The sequence below is a fragment of the Flavobacterium sp. ZT3R18 genome (genome assembly GCF_007097385.1).
In the GTDB taxonomy this organism is placed as follows: Bacteria; Bacteroidota; Bacteroidia; order Flavobacteriales; family Flavobacteriaceae; genus Flavobacterium.
Window position 1 is genome coordinate 166952 of record NZ_VJZS01000007.1, and the last position, 18559, is coordinate 185510.

12 protein-coding genes are annotated in these 18559 nt (G+C 35.2%); 7 read left to right on the forward strand and 5 right to left on the reverse strand.

Features of this window, described 5'->3' with window-relative positions; all coding sequences use genetic code 11:
- Window positions 1-383: 383 nt before the first annotated feature.
- From FNW52_RS10125 to FNW52_RS10140, 4 genes are all read left to right on the forward strand, one after another.
- Window positions 384-1043, forward strand: a complete 660-nt coding sequence (locus FNW52_RS10125; RefSeq protein WP_143377349.1) for a response regulator transcription factor — start codon at window positions 384-386, stop codon at window positions 1041-1043.
- A gap of 627 nt (window positions 1044-1670) precedes the next feature.
- Window positions 1671-3152: a nitrate/nitrite transporter gene (locus FNW52_RS10130; RefSeq protein WP_143377350.1), complete on the forward strand. Its 1482-nt coding sequence runs from the start codon at window positions 1671-1673 to the stop codon at window positions 3150-3152.
- 394 nt (window positions 3153-3546) lie between these two features.
- A complete protein-coding gene (locus tag FNW52_RS10135) occupies window positions 3547-4131 on the forward strand; it encodes a DUF4386 domain-containing protein (protein ID WP_143377351.1) in 585 nt (194 codons plus the stop codon).
- Between the two features lie 186 nt (window positions 4132-4317).
- Complete coding sequence (locus FNW52_RS10140) at window positions 4318-4860, forward strand: cysteine hydrolase family protein (protein WP_143377352.1); 543 nt, start codon at window positions 4318-4320, stop codon at window positions 4858-4860.
- A gap of 246 nt (window positions 4861-5106) precedes the next feature.
- Here FNW52_RS10140 and FNW52_RS10145 read toward each other — a convergent pair whose 3' ends face one another.
- From FNW52_RS10145 to FNW52_RS10165, 5 genes are all read right to left on the reverse strand, one after another.
- Window positions 5107-5913: an ABC transporter ATP-binding protein gene (locus FNW52_RS10145; RefSeq protein ID WP_116764707.1), complete on the reverse strand. Its 807-nt coding sequence runs from the start codon at window positions 5911-5913 to the stop codon at window positions 5107-5109.
- A 20-nt stretch (window positions 5914-5933) separates the two neighbouring features.
- A complete protein-coding gene (ntrB, locus tag FNW52_RS10150) occupies window positions 5934-6821 on the reverse strand; it encodes a nitrate ABC transporter permease (protein ID WP_143377353.1) in 888 nt (295 codons plus the stop codon).
- A gap of 85 nt (window positions 6822-6906) precedes the next feature.
- Window positions 6907-8136, reverse strand: coding sequence for a CmpA/NrtA family ABC transporter substrate-binding protein (locus FNW52_RS10155; RefSeq protein WP_143377354.1), 1230 nt, complete (start codon window positions 8134-8136; stop codon window positions 6907-6909).
- 28 nt (window positions 8137-8164) lie between these two features.
- Window positions 8165-9616, reverse strand: a complete 1452-nt coding sequence (locus tag FNW52_RS10160; protein ID WP_143377355.1) for an alginate export family protein — start codon at window positions 9614-9616, stop codon at window positions 8165-8167.
- 591 nt (window positions 9617-10207) lie between these two features.
- On the reverse strand, window positions 10208-10906 hold the full coding sequence (locus FNW52_RS10165) for a Crp/Fnr family transcriptional regulator (RefSeq protein ID WP_143377356.1): 699 nt from the start codon (window positions 10904-10906) through the stop codon (window positions 10208-10210).
- 424 nt (window positions 10907-11330) lie between these two features.
- Between FNW52_RS10165 and FNW52_RS10170 the strand changes: the two genes are divergently transcribed.
- The 3 genes from FNW52_RS10170 to FNW52_RS10180 all read left to right on the forward strand — a co-directional run bounded on the left by FNW52_RS10170 (window position 11331) and on the right by FNW52_RS10180 (window position 18538).
- The gene (locus FNW52_RS10170) at window positions 11331-14843 is read left to right on the forward strand and encodes a nitrate reductase (protein WP_143377357.1); all 3513 of its coding nucleotides are present in this window, start codon (window positions 11331-11333) and stop codon (window positions 14841-14843) included.
- A gap of 273 nt (window positions 14844-15116) precedes the next feature.
- Window positions 15117-16556 carry a rubredoxin gene (locus tag FNW52_RS10175; protein ID WP_143377358.1) on the forward strand — a complete coding sequence of 480 codons (1440 nt, stop codon included), beginning with the start codon at window positions 15117-15119 and terminating at the stop codon, window positions 16554-16556.
- A gap of 365 nt (window positions 16557-16921) precedes the next feature.
- Window positions 16922-18538: an alpha-amylase family glycosyl hydrolase gene (locus tag FNW52_RS10180; RefSeq protein WP_143377359.1), complete on the forward strand. Its 1617-nt coding sequence runs from the start codon at window positions 16922-16924 to the stop codon at window positions 18536-18538.
- Window positions 18539-18559 lie beyond the last annotated feature (21 nt).

An 18559-nucleotide genomic window follows, 5' to 3' on the forward strand; every position in this document is an offset into this window, starting at 1 on the left:
CAATGGCAATGGTAATAGCAATTTCAATAATAATGCTTGTCGATAATTAATACCAGAGATAAATTTCGTTACTCTGATAGATCATGATTCACAAATTTGCCCCGAATTAATTTTTAAATTTTCACTTCTCATAATTTTCACATTAAATCCATTACGACTGTAAATTCTTTAGCTTCCCAAATCGTAAAACGCAATTATTTTTTTTTAGATTGATTTTAATTTTTAAAATTGCCATTGCTATTTAAATTGAAATTATTTTTTTTCTATTGCCATTGAAATTGCCATTGCCATTGATTTTTTGCTATTGAAATTGAAATTACGTACCTTAGCCACTCATTTAGGTTAATATACGTAAAAAATAAGATTTTAAAATTAAGTAAGTTATGAGTAATACTATTCGAGTTGTTCTGGCAGATGATCATGTATTCGTGAGAGATGGTATCAAATCATTATTAGAAAACGAAGCCAACATAGAAGTTGTGGGCGAAGCTACTGATGGTTTGGAAGCATTAAAAATAGTAGAAACTAACAAACCCGACTTACTGATTCTAGACATTCGTATGCCTAACATGACAGGTATAGAAGTGGTTGAAAAACTAAGAAGCCAAAACAATATGGTGAAAATCGTTATGCTTTCTATGCATGAATCAGAAGAGTACGTATTAAAATCAATAAGAGCCGGAGCGGATGGTTATTTACTAAAAGGTTCCAGTAAAGAAGAATTTCTTAAGGCACTTCATACCGTTGCCAATGGTGGTAAATATTTTAGTGGCGACATCTCCTCTATATTGATTAACCAACTTAGTAATCCTGTTGCGATAATAGAACCTAAACAAACATTAGAAGAAGAACAGCTGATAACCAAAAGAGAAAAAGAAATCCTTAAACTTTTGTTATCCGGAAAAGGCAATAAAGAAATCGCCGAAGCTTTGGACATCAGTAAACGAACTGCCGAAGTGCACCGTTTTAATTTGATGAAAAAACTGAAAGTAAAAAATCTTATGGAACTTTCTAATAAAGCAACTGAATACTCCTTGATTTAAGTATTTTATACCTGTGTTTTTTTTATGACTGTTCAAAGGCGGAAAATATTTTTTTTGCCACGAATTTCCAAAAAGTTGATTACTTTAACAAAAACAGATTATCCATAACTTAAATCTGCAAAAATCTGCAAAATCTGCGTGCTAAAAATTAACATTTTGATTGTTACGGGGCAAATGCAATCTTCGATTTCTTCTGGAAACCCTGAAAGGGTGAAATGATTATAGAAATAAGTAATTCCATCGTCCCAAAACCCCGAAGGGGTGAAACTGTTTAACCTTTTTTATTAAAAATCTACATCCTGATAAACAATACGTTAATATGTGATGTATCACCCCTTCAGGGTTTTTCACTGACGTTATATATTTTTCTATAATCATTACACCCCTATCGGGGTTTGGATGAGTTATACCAATTGTATTTGTTAATCTAATAATCCCAAAAGTTTAATGATTGATAGGATACTGAATATAATTTATCTTCGGCATGAAGTCTTATGCAGATTCTTGGATAAATACTTACAGTAGTATATTAATTACGTATAAATACGTAATTATTTTTACAAACCTGCGAAAACACAGATTTTAAATAAGTCTTAATACTTAATTTTGTTTAAAAATATAAGTATTATGAAAAATTCAAACTCATTATCCCAATCGCATAAAATTTTGTTTTTAAATACACTTGCATTTACTGTATGTTTTGCATGTTGGACTTTAAATGGTGTTTTAGTTACTTTCTTAGTAGACAACGGTATTTTCAAATGGAGCGTCGTTCAAGTGGGCTGGCTTCTTGGCATTCCAATTCTGACGGGTTCTATTATGCGTTTGCCAATAGGTATTTTGACAGATAAATTCGGTGGAAAATACGTATTCTCCATCTTACTCCTCCTCTGCTCTATTCCCTTATTTCTGCTTCCCTTAGCAGATAGCTTTTTTATGTTTGCACTTTTAAGCTTTTTGTTTGGTATGGTAGGAACCAGTTTTGCTGTTGGTATTGGATATACCTCAATTTGGTATCCAAAAGAATGGCAAGGTAGAGCATTGGGGATTTTTGGAATGGGAAATGCGGGAGCAGCCATCACTACATTTCTAGCACCTTCTTTATTGAATCATTTTTCGGCAGAAGATCCTCAAAATGGCTGGAAATTGTTGCCGGTGCTTTATGGTGCTGCATTGGTAATTATAGGTGTCGTTTTCTTGGTTTTTGCAAAAAACAAAAAAATAGAGAACCAAACAAAAACCGTTACCCAAATGCTTCAGTCTTTAAAAAGCGTACGTGTTTGGAGATTTGGCGCCTACTATTTCTTAGTTTTTGGTTGCTTCGTTGCCTATTCACAATGGTTGTTACCAAATTTCATGAACGTATATCAAACCAGCCTTGTCATGGGCGGATTATTTGCCACGATGTTCAGTTTGCCTTCAGGAGTAATTCGTGCCTTTGGGGGGTATCTATCGGATAAATTTGGTGCCCGAAAAGTGATGTATTGGGTATTATCGTCTTCGGTAGTGTTGAGTGCTTTATTGATGATTCCAAAAATGGACATTACCACAACAGGTCCTGGCGTTTTGGCCACCAAAAAAGGTACAATCACAAAGGTTTCTAATTCGAATGTAAAAATTGACGATACTGATTTTATTATTGCTCAAAAGAAAGTAGAGCCTCAACAAAGCTCTATATTTCCTATTCGAACTTCGTGGCAACAAGTTGTCGTAAACCAAAATCAAACGGTAAAGAAAAAAGAATTGGTTGCCAAAGGAATTACTCATATTCGCTTTGATGCCAATATGTGGGTGTACTTAGTTTTAGTAATTGGGATCGGTATTTCTTGGGGAATTGGGAAAGCGGCCGTTTACAAACACATTCCAGAATATTTCCCTACAGAAGTGGGTGTTGTAGGCGGAATGGTAGGTATGATTGGTGGTCTAGGCGGTTTCTTTGGACCAATTATCTTTAGTTACTTACTGACAGCCACCGGAATTTGGTCCAGCTCTTGGATATTTATCTTACTATTCTCTGCAATTTGTTTGATTTGGATGCACTTTACGGTTACGAAAATCATGAACGAAAAACAACCAATATTATCGAGAGAAATGGACCGTAAAAAATAAAATATACTTTTTTGAATGTGTCAATTGGGTTAAAAAATTGTTATCAGGAACAAAAAAAACTTCATTCAAAAAAGAACCCTAAAACTTTCAATTCCTCTAGAAAGTTTTTACTTCATGCACGGACGTAAGACTTCTTTCCTATTACGGTTTTGCGTCTTGTGTAGAAGCTAAAAAAATAAACCGCAGATTCGCAGATTAAAAACTGTGAGTTTGTGGTTTTAAATTTTTAATAGTATTTAAGCTGTAATTACATTTAGTTTAGGTGTATATTTGATTTTTAAAATGAATTCTTGTGACTTATAAGTTGCGTGTATTTGTAAGTTAGCGGGCATTGTATAATCAGACAAATCCTAAAATGAGGCAACAGAGTGAACAATTATAATTGACAAATAAAATGAAAAGCAATAACATTCAAATTGAAATAAAAAACGCAAAAATTATAGGTGCTTTTTTCCTATTGGTATTTTTAGCTTATGGTTTTGGACGATACTATTTTAAAAGTGATGCAATCTTTATAAAATACATTGGTTCTACACTCATACTTTTAAACTCAACAATGGTTCTCTTTATTGGCATACTATTTCGAAAAACTTTGCGGCAATACAATTCCACAGTTGGAAATGTTTATCTTTTTACAAGGATATTTGAAGCAATAGCCCTTGCAATTGTGGTTTTGAAATTATTTTTTAAAGTTAATATTTCAGATGATTTTGGATATTTTCCAGCGATGTTGGTTTTAGGTTTAGGTAGTATTCCGATGTGTTTAACTCTTTACAAATACCAAATTTCACCGTCTTGGCTGGCACTTTGGGGAGTAATTGGATACACAATATTTGCTTTTGGTTTCCTAATGGAACTTTTTGCTAAAGAATGGAGTATGTATCTTATAATATTTGCTGGTTTATGGGAGATAACTTTTGGATTGTGGCTAATAACTAGAAAAAGTAAAAATTTGAGAGATAAAACAACGACCCGCTAACAGCCGTTTTGAGCTAGTGTGTGATTTAGTGGAATTACCGTTTCGCATCAACTTTTCTGCAAAGCCGAAAATTGAAAGGTTACGAACCACACACCATCTCAAAGTGCTAGAGCATTAATGTTTATACTATAAAAAAAAGCATCTCCGAAATACAAAACAATATTTAATTACAATAAAAATTTAAAAATGACAAAAGCACTTATAATTATTGACATTCAAAATGACTATTTTGAAAATGGCAAAATGGAACTTGTTGGATCTGAAAAAGCAAGCGAAAACGCTAAAAAAATACTTGAAATTTTTAGAGATAAAAATTTACCAATTGTTCATATACAGCATATAGCGACAAGCCCCACTGCAACCTTTTTTTTACCTGATACCGAAGGTGTTATAATAAACAAGAATGTAGAGCCAAAAGGAGACGAAAAAGTAATTATTAAGCACTATCCAAATAGTTTTAGAGAAACTGAATTGTTAGATTTTTTAAAAAGCAAGCAGATTTCAGAGTTAGTAATTTGTGGAATGATGACTCATATGTGTATTGACACGACAACGAGAGCAGCCTACGACCTTGGCTTCAAATCGATTGTAATTGGAGATGCGTGTGCAACAAAAGACTTAGAACTTTATGGAGAAAAAGCAAATGCAAAAGAAGTTCAAATCGCATATTTATCTGCTTTGGACGGAACTTTCGCAGAAATTCAAAAAACTAGTGATTTTATCTGTTAATACTAATCAAGGTTTGAAATGAAAGACTGGTTTTATTAGGATTGCCGAGCTACTTACGGAGATCCTTCCTTCGTCAGGATGACAAACTTACGTGATATTGCATGCCTAAACCAAGCGGGTCTCATATACGTTCGTTCTACTAATTAATCATCTACTCGAATCTTAATTCACATCACTTATTTGATTTTCATAGCAAAAAATCCCTGCAATGCCATACCATCACAGGGAAACTACAATAAATCAAACCTAATTTTTATAGACCATTCCCATATCTTCAATAGAGAATTTATCGGTTAATAAGTGCAATAATTTATCTCTTAATTCAATATATTCGGGCATTTTTACGATTTCGATTTTGTTTCTGGGTCTTGGTAAATGAACTTCGACAATTTCTCTAATGGTTGAGGCGGGACCGTTGTTCAAGACCACAATTCTATCAGACAAAAACAATGCTTCTTCGATATCATGGGTAATCATGACAATCGTTTTGTCTCTATTGTTTAGGTTCCATAATTTCAAAACTTCTAATTGCATGGTTCCTTTGGTAAGTGCATCGAGTGCGCCAAAAGGTTCATCCAACAATAAAACACCCGGATTGATGGCAAATGCTCTTGCGATTGCCACTCTTTGCTTCATTCCTCCAGATAATTGTCCGGGTAATTTATCTTTGTGTTCAAATAAATTTACCATTTTGAGGTTTTGCTCTACTATTTCATGTTTCTCTTTTTTGGAACCATTCATTACAGAATCTACTGCCTGAAAAATGTTTTGTTCTACCGTCATCCAAGGCAATAAGGAATAATTTTGAAACACAATTCCTCTATCTGGTCCCGGTCCTTTTATTTTTTGATTATCTAATTCAACCGTTCCGCCTGTTGGTGTAAGCATACCAGCAATAGCGTTCATTATCGTTGATTTTCCACAACCGGAATGACCAATGATGGATACAATTTCTCCTTTTTTGATAGAAAGATTAATGTTTCTTACTGCAATATATTTCCCTTTTGGAGTTGGGAACGAAATTTCTAAATTTTTGATTTCTAAATAACTCATGATGTTTTTTATTTAAATGTTTATCCTTTGTAAGCTACTTTGTTTTCGAAATAAGTAAATAATTTATCAAATAGCAATCCTACTGTACCAATGATGATAATGGCCGATATTACTTTTTCTAAACTCAAGGCATTCCAACTGTCCCAAACAAAGAATCCGATTCCGGCAGCACCAGACAACATTTCGCCAGCTACAATGACTAACCAAGCCACACTTATACTTAAACGTAAGCCTGTAATGATATGGGGTAAACTGTAAGGAATCAGTATTTTGGTCAGGTAACGCATTTTTGAAAAACCAAAAGCCTTGGCCACGTTTTTATGATCTTGCGGAATCGATGCCACACCAAAAGAAGTATTGATAAGTGTAGACCACAATGAGGTAATAAAAACAATAAATACGGTAGCCATACCGGTGTCTTTGAACACAACCAAACCTATTGGGAACCACGCTAACGGAGAAACGGGTTTTAAAAGCTGAACAATTGGATAAAAAATTTGTTTGCAAATAGTACTGGCTCCCATTAAAATCCCGATTGGAATGGCTATTAATGAACCTAGCAAAAAACCCATCAAAACTGTTTTTATGGAACTGAATAGCTGCAATCCGATTCCTTTGTCATTTGGTCCGTAATCATAAAATGGGTCTCGAATCATTTCGTATAAAACGGTTAGCGTTGCTTTTGGATCAGGAAGGGCTCCCTTGGTATAATAACTCAATAAACTCCAAGATCCTCCTAAAACAAACAACCCTACTCCTGCCAAAAGCAATGATTTCGATTTTGCAACTAAAGTATTTAATGCTAATTTGAGTTTGTAATTTTCGGCTGCGACACTTTTTTTAATTTCTGTCGAAATATTGATTTCTGAATCCAGTCTATCAATGGTTAGTGTGTTTTTATCTGACATTGTAATGAAATTTAGTTTAATTATGGTGTTTCTAATGCCTCACAACCCTCTCTAGAAGCAGAGAGAGTATAGACAGTTTTATTTTTTACCTTTTTACAACTTTTAAATAAGCCGCAGGATTTGATGGGTCAAAAACGGTCTTGTCCATAGTAAGAGAAAATGGTTTCATATCATCATTGGGAACTTTCACTTTCATGCTCTTGGCCACTTCTTCATACAAATCTTGCAGGATCAATTTATCAGCAATCGCTTTATAATTAGGAGCTTCTTTCAAATATCCGAATCGTACAAACTGTGCCATTGCCCAAATTGCATAGGATTTACGAGGATAATTTACCGTTCCGCCTTTGTGGAACAGCATATAATCTTTAGCATAAACCTGAACCCCTTGATTGCATCCTAAATTGTAATCGCCCATCAATCTGGATTCTATAACATCTGCCGGAGCATTTACATAAGGAGCTCTGCCAATAATTGCAGCCGCTTTTTTACGATTGACAGGATTATCAAGCCAGATACAGGCTTCCATAATCGCTTTCATCACTTTTTTGAGATCTTCTCTGCGTTTTGAACTGAATTCCTTATTAACAACCAATGCTTTTTCTGGATGGTCTTTCCAAATGTCTTGTGACGCAATTTGAGTAAAACCAACTCCTTGTTTTACTGCAACTCCACCCCAAGGCTCTCCCACACAATATCCGTCCATGTTACCTACCTTCATATTGGCCACCATTTGCGGAGGTGGAATCGTAATAATTTTTACCGCTTTTTGATTAAGACCCGCGATAGACATCCAGTTTCTCAACCATAAATCGTGTGTTCCACCTGGGAAAGTCATTGCAAAAGTTACTTCTTTCTCGGCTTTTAATTTGGCAGCCACAACTGGAGTTACTTTGTTCATTTGCTTGAAACCTACTTTTCCGCAAAAATCATTAGAAAGTGTTATCGCCTGACCATTTACGTTTAGCATCATGGCGATCATCATCTCTGATCCCGCTTTCCCTCCCACTCCCGTGTACACTGAAAAAGGCATAGAATACAAACAATGTGCCCCGTCTAGCTCGCCTGTTAGTATTTTGTCACGAACATTTGCCCATGAAGATTCCTTGGTTACTACAACTTCAACACCGTATTTTTTGAATAAACCCAACTCTTTTGCCATAACAATTGGCGAACAATCCGTTAAGGGAATAAAACCCAATCGAACAGGATCGTTTTGAGCTGTTATTGTTGTAAATGTGGATAGCAATACTGCAAACAAGGTCAACATTGCTGTTTTAAAAATCCTCGTTTTTTGTTTTTTTATAGTTTTCATTTTAAATGGATTTAAAAGTTAATTTATATTATTTCTTAGCTAAAAAATTAGGTCTAATATTCAGCATCAAATAAGCAAACTGCGGAGTAAGATCTGGTGTGGCAACATTTTTTACCGCTGCCGAAGCCATAGAATTTGTTGCTTTCATTATAGAATACCCCGCTTCGATATTGATCATTTTGGTTAAATTGTATTTCACTAACAAATCAACCTCGGTCCCTAAATAAGAGTTTAATTTTCCTCCAGCACCATCAGACAAATTATTGGCAGCTTCAAAACCATGAATGTCTAATAAGAAAGTAAGGTTGTCTTTGGCGTTGTATTTCATTTTAAAGAAATAGTCCAACAATCCTTGTTTACCAAATGGACTGGCAGCATAGAAATAATCCATACTTCCCCAGAATTTGTGTGGTGTCCCGTACAGTGGATCAAAAAGATTGCTTTTTGAATCGGCTGTAACCGCTTTTGTTCCGTCAGTTCCGGATAGATAATCAATTCCAGGGCCTACAAATAATTTTCTTCCCACTTGTAATGTTGAAGTTACCGAAGCAAGGTTAGCACTTATCGATCTACCATCTTTGTCATGCCCTCCTTGATAATAATAGCTTCCCGTAAGATTCAGTTTTCTGGTAACAGCTGAGTTAAAGTAAATCCCTGTAGTATTACGGCTCCATACTCCAGTTCCATACACTTTAGAAGTTATAGCGGGTGTTCCCGAAGTTACATTGGTATATTTATTAAAATCATCTTTAAAGAATAGAAAAGATACGTCGCCAAAGAAGAACTTTTTACCTAAATAAGCATACTGAAATGATTTGTACATCGTGCCAATCCCGTTCGTACCCGCGGGATAAGCAGGATTTGTTCCGTTATAAATTGTACCTGTGTTTAGTTCTTTGTTTTGGTTAAAAGCGGCTCCAACGTCAGCAATCCAGCCTTTGTTTGCAAATTTGAAAACAATCGCATCGTGTCTTCTTCCTTGTTGCAACCAATCCAGACTTCCTAGCACTTTTTGGTCGTCATAAGCAATTTCTTGACGCCCAATTTTTAAAGATAAATTTTGAATTTTGCTAATCGTATCGTTTAACATTACCTCGCCCCAAGCTTCGTGTAGCATGATTCCGTTATTTGCCTCTGTGGTTGTTCTGTTTATAGAAGAAGCATCTTGCCCCCAAACACGAACGTCTTGCAACGCCATAAACATTTTGAAACGATACCCTGAAAAACCTATATTTAATCGTGCTCTTTGAGAATTGAACAATGCTGCTTTATCGCCTTCTTTTTGTAAGGTTCCTTGTCCTGCTCTTACTTCGGTTCTTTCTCTAAGTTGCCCTGTTGCGGTTAATTGAGCCTTTGCTTCATTATGGCTAATAATTGTTAGGACAATCCCTAAAAAAATTGATTTTGAAAGATTGGCACCTGAAATGCTAACTTTTCTTAAACCTTGAATGCTTAGTAACGTGGTTTTAATCTTTTGCATAATCATATGTTTTAATTAGTATGCAGCAAATTTACATAAGTACTTATACGTACGTACAATGTAAAATACAGACTAAAAAAACTTTTTTATACTCAAAACATAGTAATTAAGACAGCTGTATTTCTGCTTTTTAGCAGATAACCACAATAAAGACTTCTATATCAGTATTTTATAATTTTCAAGACAATCAATGTGCCGTTATGAAAAGGGATTGTTTAGCCCTTACAGAGCAAAAAAGGCAGATGAAATTAATTTGTTTACCAATATTTAGGGGGTACACGACAAATTACATTTCTTAGGGAAGTTTTAAAAAATCTGCGTAAATCTGCCAAATCTGCGTAAAAAAAATGGCACGCAGATTTGGCAGATTTACGCAGATTTGATTGATTTACCTTAAAAATAATCGTTTCTAAATCAAATAGATTGTACTTTTTTAAAAAATGTAATTTGTAGCGCAGAAATTAGCTTAATTCGCTTTTTAAACATAAAAAACGATTATTTACTCGCATAGAAAGAGATGCGAGATTTTACATTCTACTGATAGAGACTGAGTATTAGGAAAAGAAAATGAGAATGAATTTAGTATAGCATTTATTTATGCTCTTTAATTTCAGATTTTAGTTTATCGGTATTAAGTAATCCTATTTTCTTGCCAACGGTTTTGATGAGCAATTCTTTTTTTAAACTAGAAATTACCCGTATCACTTGCTCATCAGTGGTTCCTGCAAAATCGGCAATTTCTTTTCTGGACAAATCAAGCTCAATTACGCCATTTAATTGTCCAAATTTTCTATGGATGTACAACAAGGTATCAATGACCCTTTCTCTCACATTCATTTGGGCAATTTTGCGAATGTTATTCTCGCTTTTATTGAGTTCTTCCGCATAAAACAGCATTAAATCAAAGGTAAACTCAGGTACATTATGAAGAATTTCAAGCATATCAGTATTGCTAAAATTACATAAAACGGTATCTTCTAGCGCATAAGCACCAATAAGGTAGCGCTTACTTGTACCAAAACCTCTAAAACCAACTGTATCGCCATCCTTAGTTAACCGAACGATTTGTTCTCTTCCGTTAATGCCTGTTTTGACTGTCTTTACTTTTCCTTTATGAATAAAATACAAGCCCTGAATTGGTGCACCTTCAATGATAAATTGCTGTGATTTTTTGCATATAAAACTACGCTTCTTGTCGATGTAACTTTTCATTTGTTCTAAATGAATGTGCTTTTTAATAAAACAATTTTCATTTATGCAGCTGTTACAAGTGGTTAATTCTTCTTTCATGGCTAAATTTTAAATCGTTCACAAAATGATTCGGTGCTAAATATTTATTTTATCCAAAATTATAAAATAAAATCCATTTAATACGTATTAATACGTAAAAATACTTATTTTTACACTTTCGTAAAATAGAAATGGCTATGTTCTAAAATAAACAGCATTTTAGATTACAGCAATTTTATTTCTTGGCAGTTGGTTTGCGTGAGGGATTGTAGTGGAGCTCTTTTTTTATTCGTTGCCTTCGACAAGCGTTCGGCTGAGCTCACGCCGAAGTCTCAGGCAACGAATAAAAAAAAGCGAGAACGGAAAGCCCGACCCGTAGTTTTTACGGAGGGTCACGCCCAAATAAAAATGCTGCCATTTGTAGAATAAAGAGACAGAAACAAATCAATATACTAGCTTTCATTATTAATAAAGAAATTCAATAATGCAAAATTCAGAAATCAAAACTACGTGTTCCTATTGTGGAGTAGGATGCGGAATTATAGTAACCAATGATTCTAAAAAGGGCGTAACCGTTACGGGCGATAAAAATCATCCAGTGAATAAAGGTATGCTTTGCTCTAAAGGCATGAATCTGCATTATGTAGTCAATGACACCTCCGATAGAATCCTGTATCCCGAAATGCGATGGAGTAAATCACATCCTTTAGAACGAGTGAGCTGGGATACCGCCTTAGATCGTGCTGCAGCCGTCTTTTCCTCCATTATAAAAAAACATGGCCCCGACAGTGTTGGGTTCTACATCTCCGGTCAATGCCTTACCGAAGAATATTACTTGGTAAACAAACTGGTAAAAGGATTCCTGAAAACCAACAATATCGATACCAATTCCCGCTTATGCATGAGCTCGGCGGTGGCAGGTTATAAAAAAACATTTGGAGAAGACTCTGTGCCAATCGCTTACGACGACATCGAATTGGCAGATACATTTTTGATAACCGGAGCCAATCCGGCTTGGTGTCATCCCATCCTTTTTAGAAGAGTAGAACAACACAAAGAAAAAAATCCAAAAGTAAAAATCATTGTAATCGACCCGCGTAGAACGGATTCGGCTATGGCTGCCGACTTGCATTTGCAAATCATTCCGGGTACTGACATTATTTTATACCATAGTTTGGCCAAAAGGTTGATCGAAAAAGGATATGCCGATACCGATTTCATCAAAAACCACACTGAAAATTTCAGTTTATATAAAAACTTGGTACTATCCAGTTCGCTGGAAAAAGCGTCAAAATTATGCGGAATATCCGTAAGTGATATTAAATTGGCTGCTGATATTATTGGCAAAGCCAAAGGATTCCTTTCGCTTTGGGCAATGGGTCTCAATCAAAGTGCCATAGGTGTAGACAAAAACACGGCCTTACTCAACCTTTCTTTGCTAACTGGCCAAATAGGAAAACCCGGATCTGGTCCCTTTTCATTGACCGGACAGCCCAATGCCATGGGAGGACGTGAAGTAGGCGGAATGGCAAATTTACTGGCAGTACACAAAGAATTAAATAATCCGAAGCACCGTCAAGAAGTAGCAGAATTCTGGGGAGTAGATGATATATCCGAAAAACCGGGATTGACGGCTACCGAAATGTTTGATGCCTTGGAATCCGGAAAAATGAAGGCGATTTGGATTATTTGCACCAATCCTCTAGTAAGTTTACCTGATTCTCGCAGAGTCGAAAAAGCTTTGGCGAATGCTAAATTTGTTGTAGTTCAGGATATTTCGCATAATGCCGACACTTCAAAATTTGCCGATTTGCTATTGCCTGCAGCAGGTTGGTTGGAGAAAGAAGGAACAATGACCAATTCCGAAAGACGAATTTCGTACTTACCAAAAGGGATTAATGCTCCTGGTGAAGCGCTATCGGATGTTGAGATTCTGACTCGTTTTGCAAAAAAAATGAATTTTAACGGTTTCAATTTCAATACTACCGAAGATATTTATAAGGAATATTGTCTAATGACCAAAAATACCAATATAGACATTTCCTTTTTAAATTATAACCGTCTAAAAAACGAAGGCACTTTTCAATGGCCAGTTCCTGATTACGGACATCCCGGAACGCCCCGCTTATTCACGGATAAAAAATTCTATACTCCTTCGCAAAAGGCTATTTTTAATATCCCAACGGCTATTGAAAACACCTCGGAACAACCTAATGATACCTTTCCATACATCCTTACCACGGGTCGAATAAGGGACCAATGGCATACCATGACCAAAACTGGAAAAGTCTCCAGATTGATGACACATATCCCGAGCCCAGTGCTTGAAATTAATCCTATCGATGCCTACAAAGCATCCATAAATAACGGAGATATTGTTGTGGTAACCAGTAAAAACGGGACTGTACGTGTAAAAGCTAAAGTAACCGATTCCATTAAGGAAGGCGTTCTTTTCTTGCCTATGCACTGGGGAAAACAATTGGAAAATGATTTGAATAGAACCAATAATTTGACCAATACGCTTGTAGATCCAATATCAAAAGAGCCCGATTTTAAGTTTACAACTGTTTCCGTAGTCAAATATGTAAAACCTTTCGAGAAAATTGTTGTTGTGGGCGCTGGAGCGGCTGCTTTCCGATTTATTCAAAACTATAGGGAAATCAATACTACTGACGAAATCATTGTTTTTTCAAATGAAGGAAATCCATTCTACAACAGGGTTTTATTGCCTGAATACGTGACTGCGGAACTTTCTTGGGAACAGCTTTTGAAAATAAAAGACGAAGCCTTAAGTAAGCTAAACATTACCATGAAATCGGGTGTTTCTATTGAAAAAATCAATACCAAAGAAAATATAATCCTCGATAGTGACGGTACAACCCATACTTTTGATTCTTTGATTTTAGCCACTGGAAGCAGGCCATTTGTTCCCGAAAATGCACAATTGCACTTGCCGGGACGATTTACCATTAGAAAAAAAGAAGATGCTGACCGATTAAAAAGCTATTTGGATGCTACTCATTTAGTTCCCGAAGAACAACATGTCGTTATCGTGGGTGGTGGTTTATTAGGATTGGAATTGGCTGCGGCTTTAAAACATAAAAAAGTAAAAATCACGATAATTCAAAGGGCTTCCAGATTAATGGAGCGCCAACTGGACCGAATTTCAAGCAAATTACTGGCCGAAGAAGTACAACTTCGTGACATTCCGATTTATTTTGATAATGAAGTCAGTACCGTATTCGAAACAGAGAACCCAAATGAAATTGAAATTGCTTTAAAAAGTGGTCGAATTATTACTGCCCATGCCATCGTTTATACCATTGGAACCATCCCAAATATAGAATTAGCCAAAGAATCAGGGCTTGCTTGTGGGCGCGGCGTAAAAGTAAACCAGTATTTGCAATCATCGAACCCTAATGTATTTGCTATTGGCGAAATAGCCGAATTCAACAACCAATTGTTCGGAATCACATCTGCAGCCGAAGAACAGGCTGATGTCCTCGCTAATTTTATGGCAGGCGACATCAGTAGTTTTTATAAAGGTTCGGTTTTAATGAATATTCTAAAACTCGAAGACATCAATTTATGCAGTATTGGCGAAATAGAAATCCCAGAGAACGACGACTCTTACGAAGAAATTGTATTCTCGGATTTAGGGAAAAGATATTATAAAAAATGTATCGTCAAAAACGACTTGCTCGTAGGTGCAATTTTGATGGGCGACAAAAATGAATTTGCCGAATTCAAAACCATGATTGAAAGCAAAATAGAGCTATCTGATAAAAGGAATACTTTATTAAGAGGCAGCTCGAATGCAAAACCAGTTTTAGGAAAGCTTGTTTGTTCCTGTAGCCAAGTGGGAAGCGGAAACATTGAAGAAGCCATAAAAGGCGGTGTGACCAATTTTACCGAATTATGCAAAACCACAGGTGCCGGGTTGGGTTGTGGAAGTTGCAAAACCGAAGTGAAAGAAATTTTATCAAAAATTAAATAATAGTTCTCAGTCGGAGAATGGTAGTTTCCAGTCGCAGTTTTCAGTTTTCAGTCCATAACTAAGACGGAAAAAAAGTTTTCAGTCGCAGTTTTCAGTCACTCACCAAGACGGAAAAAAAAGTTTTCAGTCGCAGTTTTCAGTCACTCACTAAGACTGAGACTAAGACTGAGACTAAGACTGAGACTGAAGACTGAAGACTGGGACTGAAAACTGAGACTGAAAACTGAAAACTGAAAACTGAAAACTGAGACTGAAAACTGAAAACTAAAAATTATGGAATTGACAAGACTAATAGTAAAAGGAGGCGTGATTTCACCGGGTGAATTACGAGAAATTGTAAATATGGCTTTAGAACAAGGGTTAGATTCCATTTCCTTTGGTTCTCGACAGGACATTATATTTCCTAAAGGTTTTACCCCTTTTGATAAGTCCAAAATAGGGAAACATCATTTTATTTATCCTAATGAAAAAAGTGGAAATAACATTGTTTCGTCCTATGTTTCCACAGATATTTTTAGAAATACGCCTTGGCTAACGGGTAATAAATTTTTATACATATTAGAGCAGTTTAAAGAGCAGCCTAAATTAAAAGTAAATATTACCGATCCCAAGCAACAATTAGTGCCGCTGTTTACTGGACACATGAACTTCATTGCTTCGGATCATGAAGATTATTGGTTTCTATACATTCGTTTGCCAAAATGGGATAAAATGGAAATGTATCCTGTGCTAATTTACAGTTGGAATATCGCCGAAGTATATTATGCTATTGAAAAAATACTCGAAGAAGAACCTGATTCGGTCGAAATGATCTTTCAATTGATCAGCGATGCTTTAGACACAAACAATCGCACCATTGACAAACCCTTGCACCTTCCCTTCTACCCTTTTCCATATTACGAAGGCATGAATAAATTAGGCATCGATCAATATTGGCTGGGTTTGTATTGGAGAAATAATCTATACGATTTAGACTTTTTGAAAAAAATGTGTGATCTATGTTTTGATTGCAAAATAGGTAAAATATGCATCACGCCTTGGAAATCATTTATCGTAAAAGGAATTCCAAAGGAACGAAAACTAGATTGGGAAAAATTCTTGGGCAAAAAAGGAATTAATGTTAGACACTCACTTTTAGAACTCAATTGGCATTTACCCGTTGCTATGGAATGGGCTTTGAATCTTAAAACTTTTCTGGTTCGAACACTCGATCAATTTGACATCAGTACGTACGGTCTTACTTTTGGAATATTAGAATACAATCGTGATGGACATTATTTTACTTCGATTGTAATCGAAAAAAATGAGTTGCCAAAAGACTTAGAATCCATCAAAATTAGAGATACGTATAATGTTTTGTATGCTAAAAATTTTGATCCAAATACCAAAGAATATATTGTTCATACCCAAGATGTTGACAAACTGGAATTACCTACCATTTTGATTGAATTGAGTCGGAAATATTTTGAAGAACTGGGAAATTCTATTGTTGAAACAAGTTCATCTGCAACCAAAAAAGAAAAGAAAGTACAGGAAATGTACCAATGTCCTGAATGTATGACGGTTTACAATTCAGAATACGGAGATGTTAGTCAAGGAATTGAAAAAGGGGTTTTGTTTAAAGATTTGCCAGCAGACTACTGCTGTTCCTTATGTGAATCGCCAAAAATAAATTTTATTGCGCAAACAGGAGAAAAACTCGGGACTTTGTGATAATTATAGAAAAAGGGTAGACACAAATTATTCTCACTTGATTTTGACACAAATTTCACAAATTTACACAGATTAATTGGTGGGAATTTGGGTCAAATTTTATTCAACACCAACTCATGCTGATGGTCTAGCAGGGCAAACGCATGAGTTGTTTTTACCGCAGATTTTAATAAAAATTTCTATACTGAATTAACCACTTTCAGCGGAATTAGCGCAAATTAATTTCTCTATAATCACAAAATTCAGCTTTTCAAGAAGTAAATCTGCGTCCCGATAGCTATCGGGAGCGGTTATTTTTAAAACTCATGCGTTTGCCCTGAATGGTCTAGAATGCGGGTGTACTGTTCATTAATTTAGTATAACATATGATATCATTTATTTATAAAACTTATAAACAAGTCACAAGCGTGGCACTTGCCGGAACTTTCAATAATTGGAATTCTAATAAAAATTATTTCCAAGAAACATCAAAAGGAATTTGGGAGATCACATTAGAAATTCCGACAGGAAGACATCTCTACAAGTTTGTAGTAAATGATACCGATTGGATTTTGGATCCTTTAAACACTTCCATTTCCGAGGACAATCAAAATAATTCGTCCATAACTGTCTTAGATAATGGCGAAAAATTTATACGAACAAACGATATTTCAAAAGAAAACCCGAGTTATGTTTATAAAAAATACACCGCTATTGAAAGTCCTGAATGGTTAAAAAAAGCAGTTATTTACCAATTACATTTGAGACCTTTTTCAAAAAATGGTTTCAAAGGATTGATCGGTAAAATTGATTACCTAAAAAAATTAGGGATAAACACCATCTGGTTAATGCCTTTTCAGGATATTGGAATTGATAAAAGGATAGGCGAATACGGGGATCCATATGCTATCAAAAATTTCTATTCTATTGATTCAAGCTTTGGAACAAAACAAGAATTAAAAAAAATGATTAATTCTTTGCACGAAAGCGGCTTCAAAATCATCATGGATTGGACTTTAAACCGCTCTAGTATTGACAATGCCTTAACGATCGTGCATCCCGATTTTTTTACCCATAAAGATAATGGAGAAATTTACTATGAAGTTCCCAATCGTGAGTATTTCGCAGGCTTTAACTTCTCCAATTACCAAATGAGAAATTACACCATAACGGCGTTAAAACATTGGATTACCGAATTTGACTTTGATGGTTTTCGGTTTGATGATTCAGATTTAGCTCCTCACGATTTTCTAAATGAAATAAGACAAAGTTTAGATGCGGTCAAGAAAGACATTGTTTTAATTTCTCAATCCTACGATGAGTATCATCATATCAATTCTTGTAATTTAACTTATGACGGTAGTTTACAAATTTTGATAAAACAAATTGGCGAAGGACAAAAAGATCAAAATTATCTTGCAGACACCTACAATTCATACAAATATAGCTTTCCAAAAGAAGCTCTCCGGATGCGTTGGATAGAAGAAAAAGAACAGATCAGAGCGTTCAATCATTTTAATGAAAATTTAATTTACCCTGCCACTTCATTATTACTATTGTTTGATGGCATTCCTCATATCATGATGGGTCAAGAATTTAATGAACAAAACTATACCAATTGGACATCATTATTTGATACTTGCTATTTAAACTGGGAAAAATTCGATTCTGAAATGTTCGAACATTTTTCAAAATTAATTTCAATAAGAAAAAACAATTCCACCTTTTGGAAAGGAGATTTAGAGTTTATCGAAAATAATGAAAAACAAGTCATATCATTTATTCGCAAATATGAAAATGAAAGATTTTTAGTTTTGGTAAATTTATCCGACAAAGGGTATACTGATTTAACATTCAAGAATTTAAACATACAAAAAGCCACCCTTCTGTTTGGCAATACTGGAACACCAATCCAGAATTTGAAACCTTTCGAAACAAAAATTTTACACGTCCCGATGGTTATCGGGATTCACGAATTAACACGAATTCAGGATCAAAATTGAATCTAATTTTACAAAAAAAAC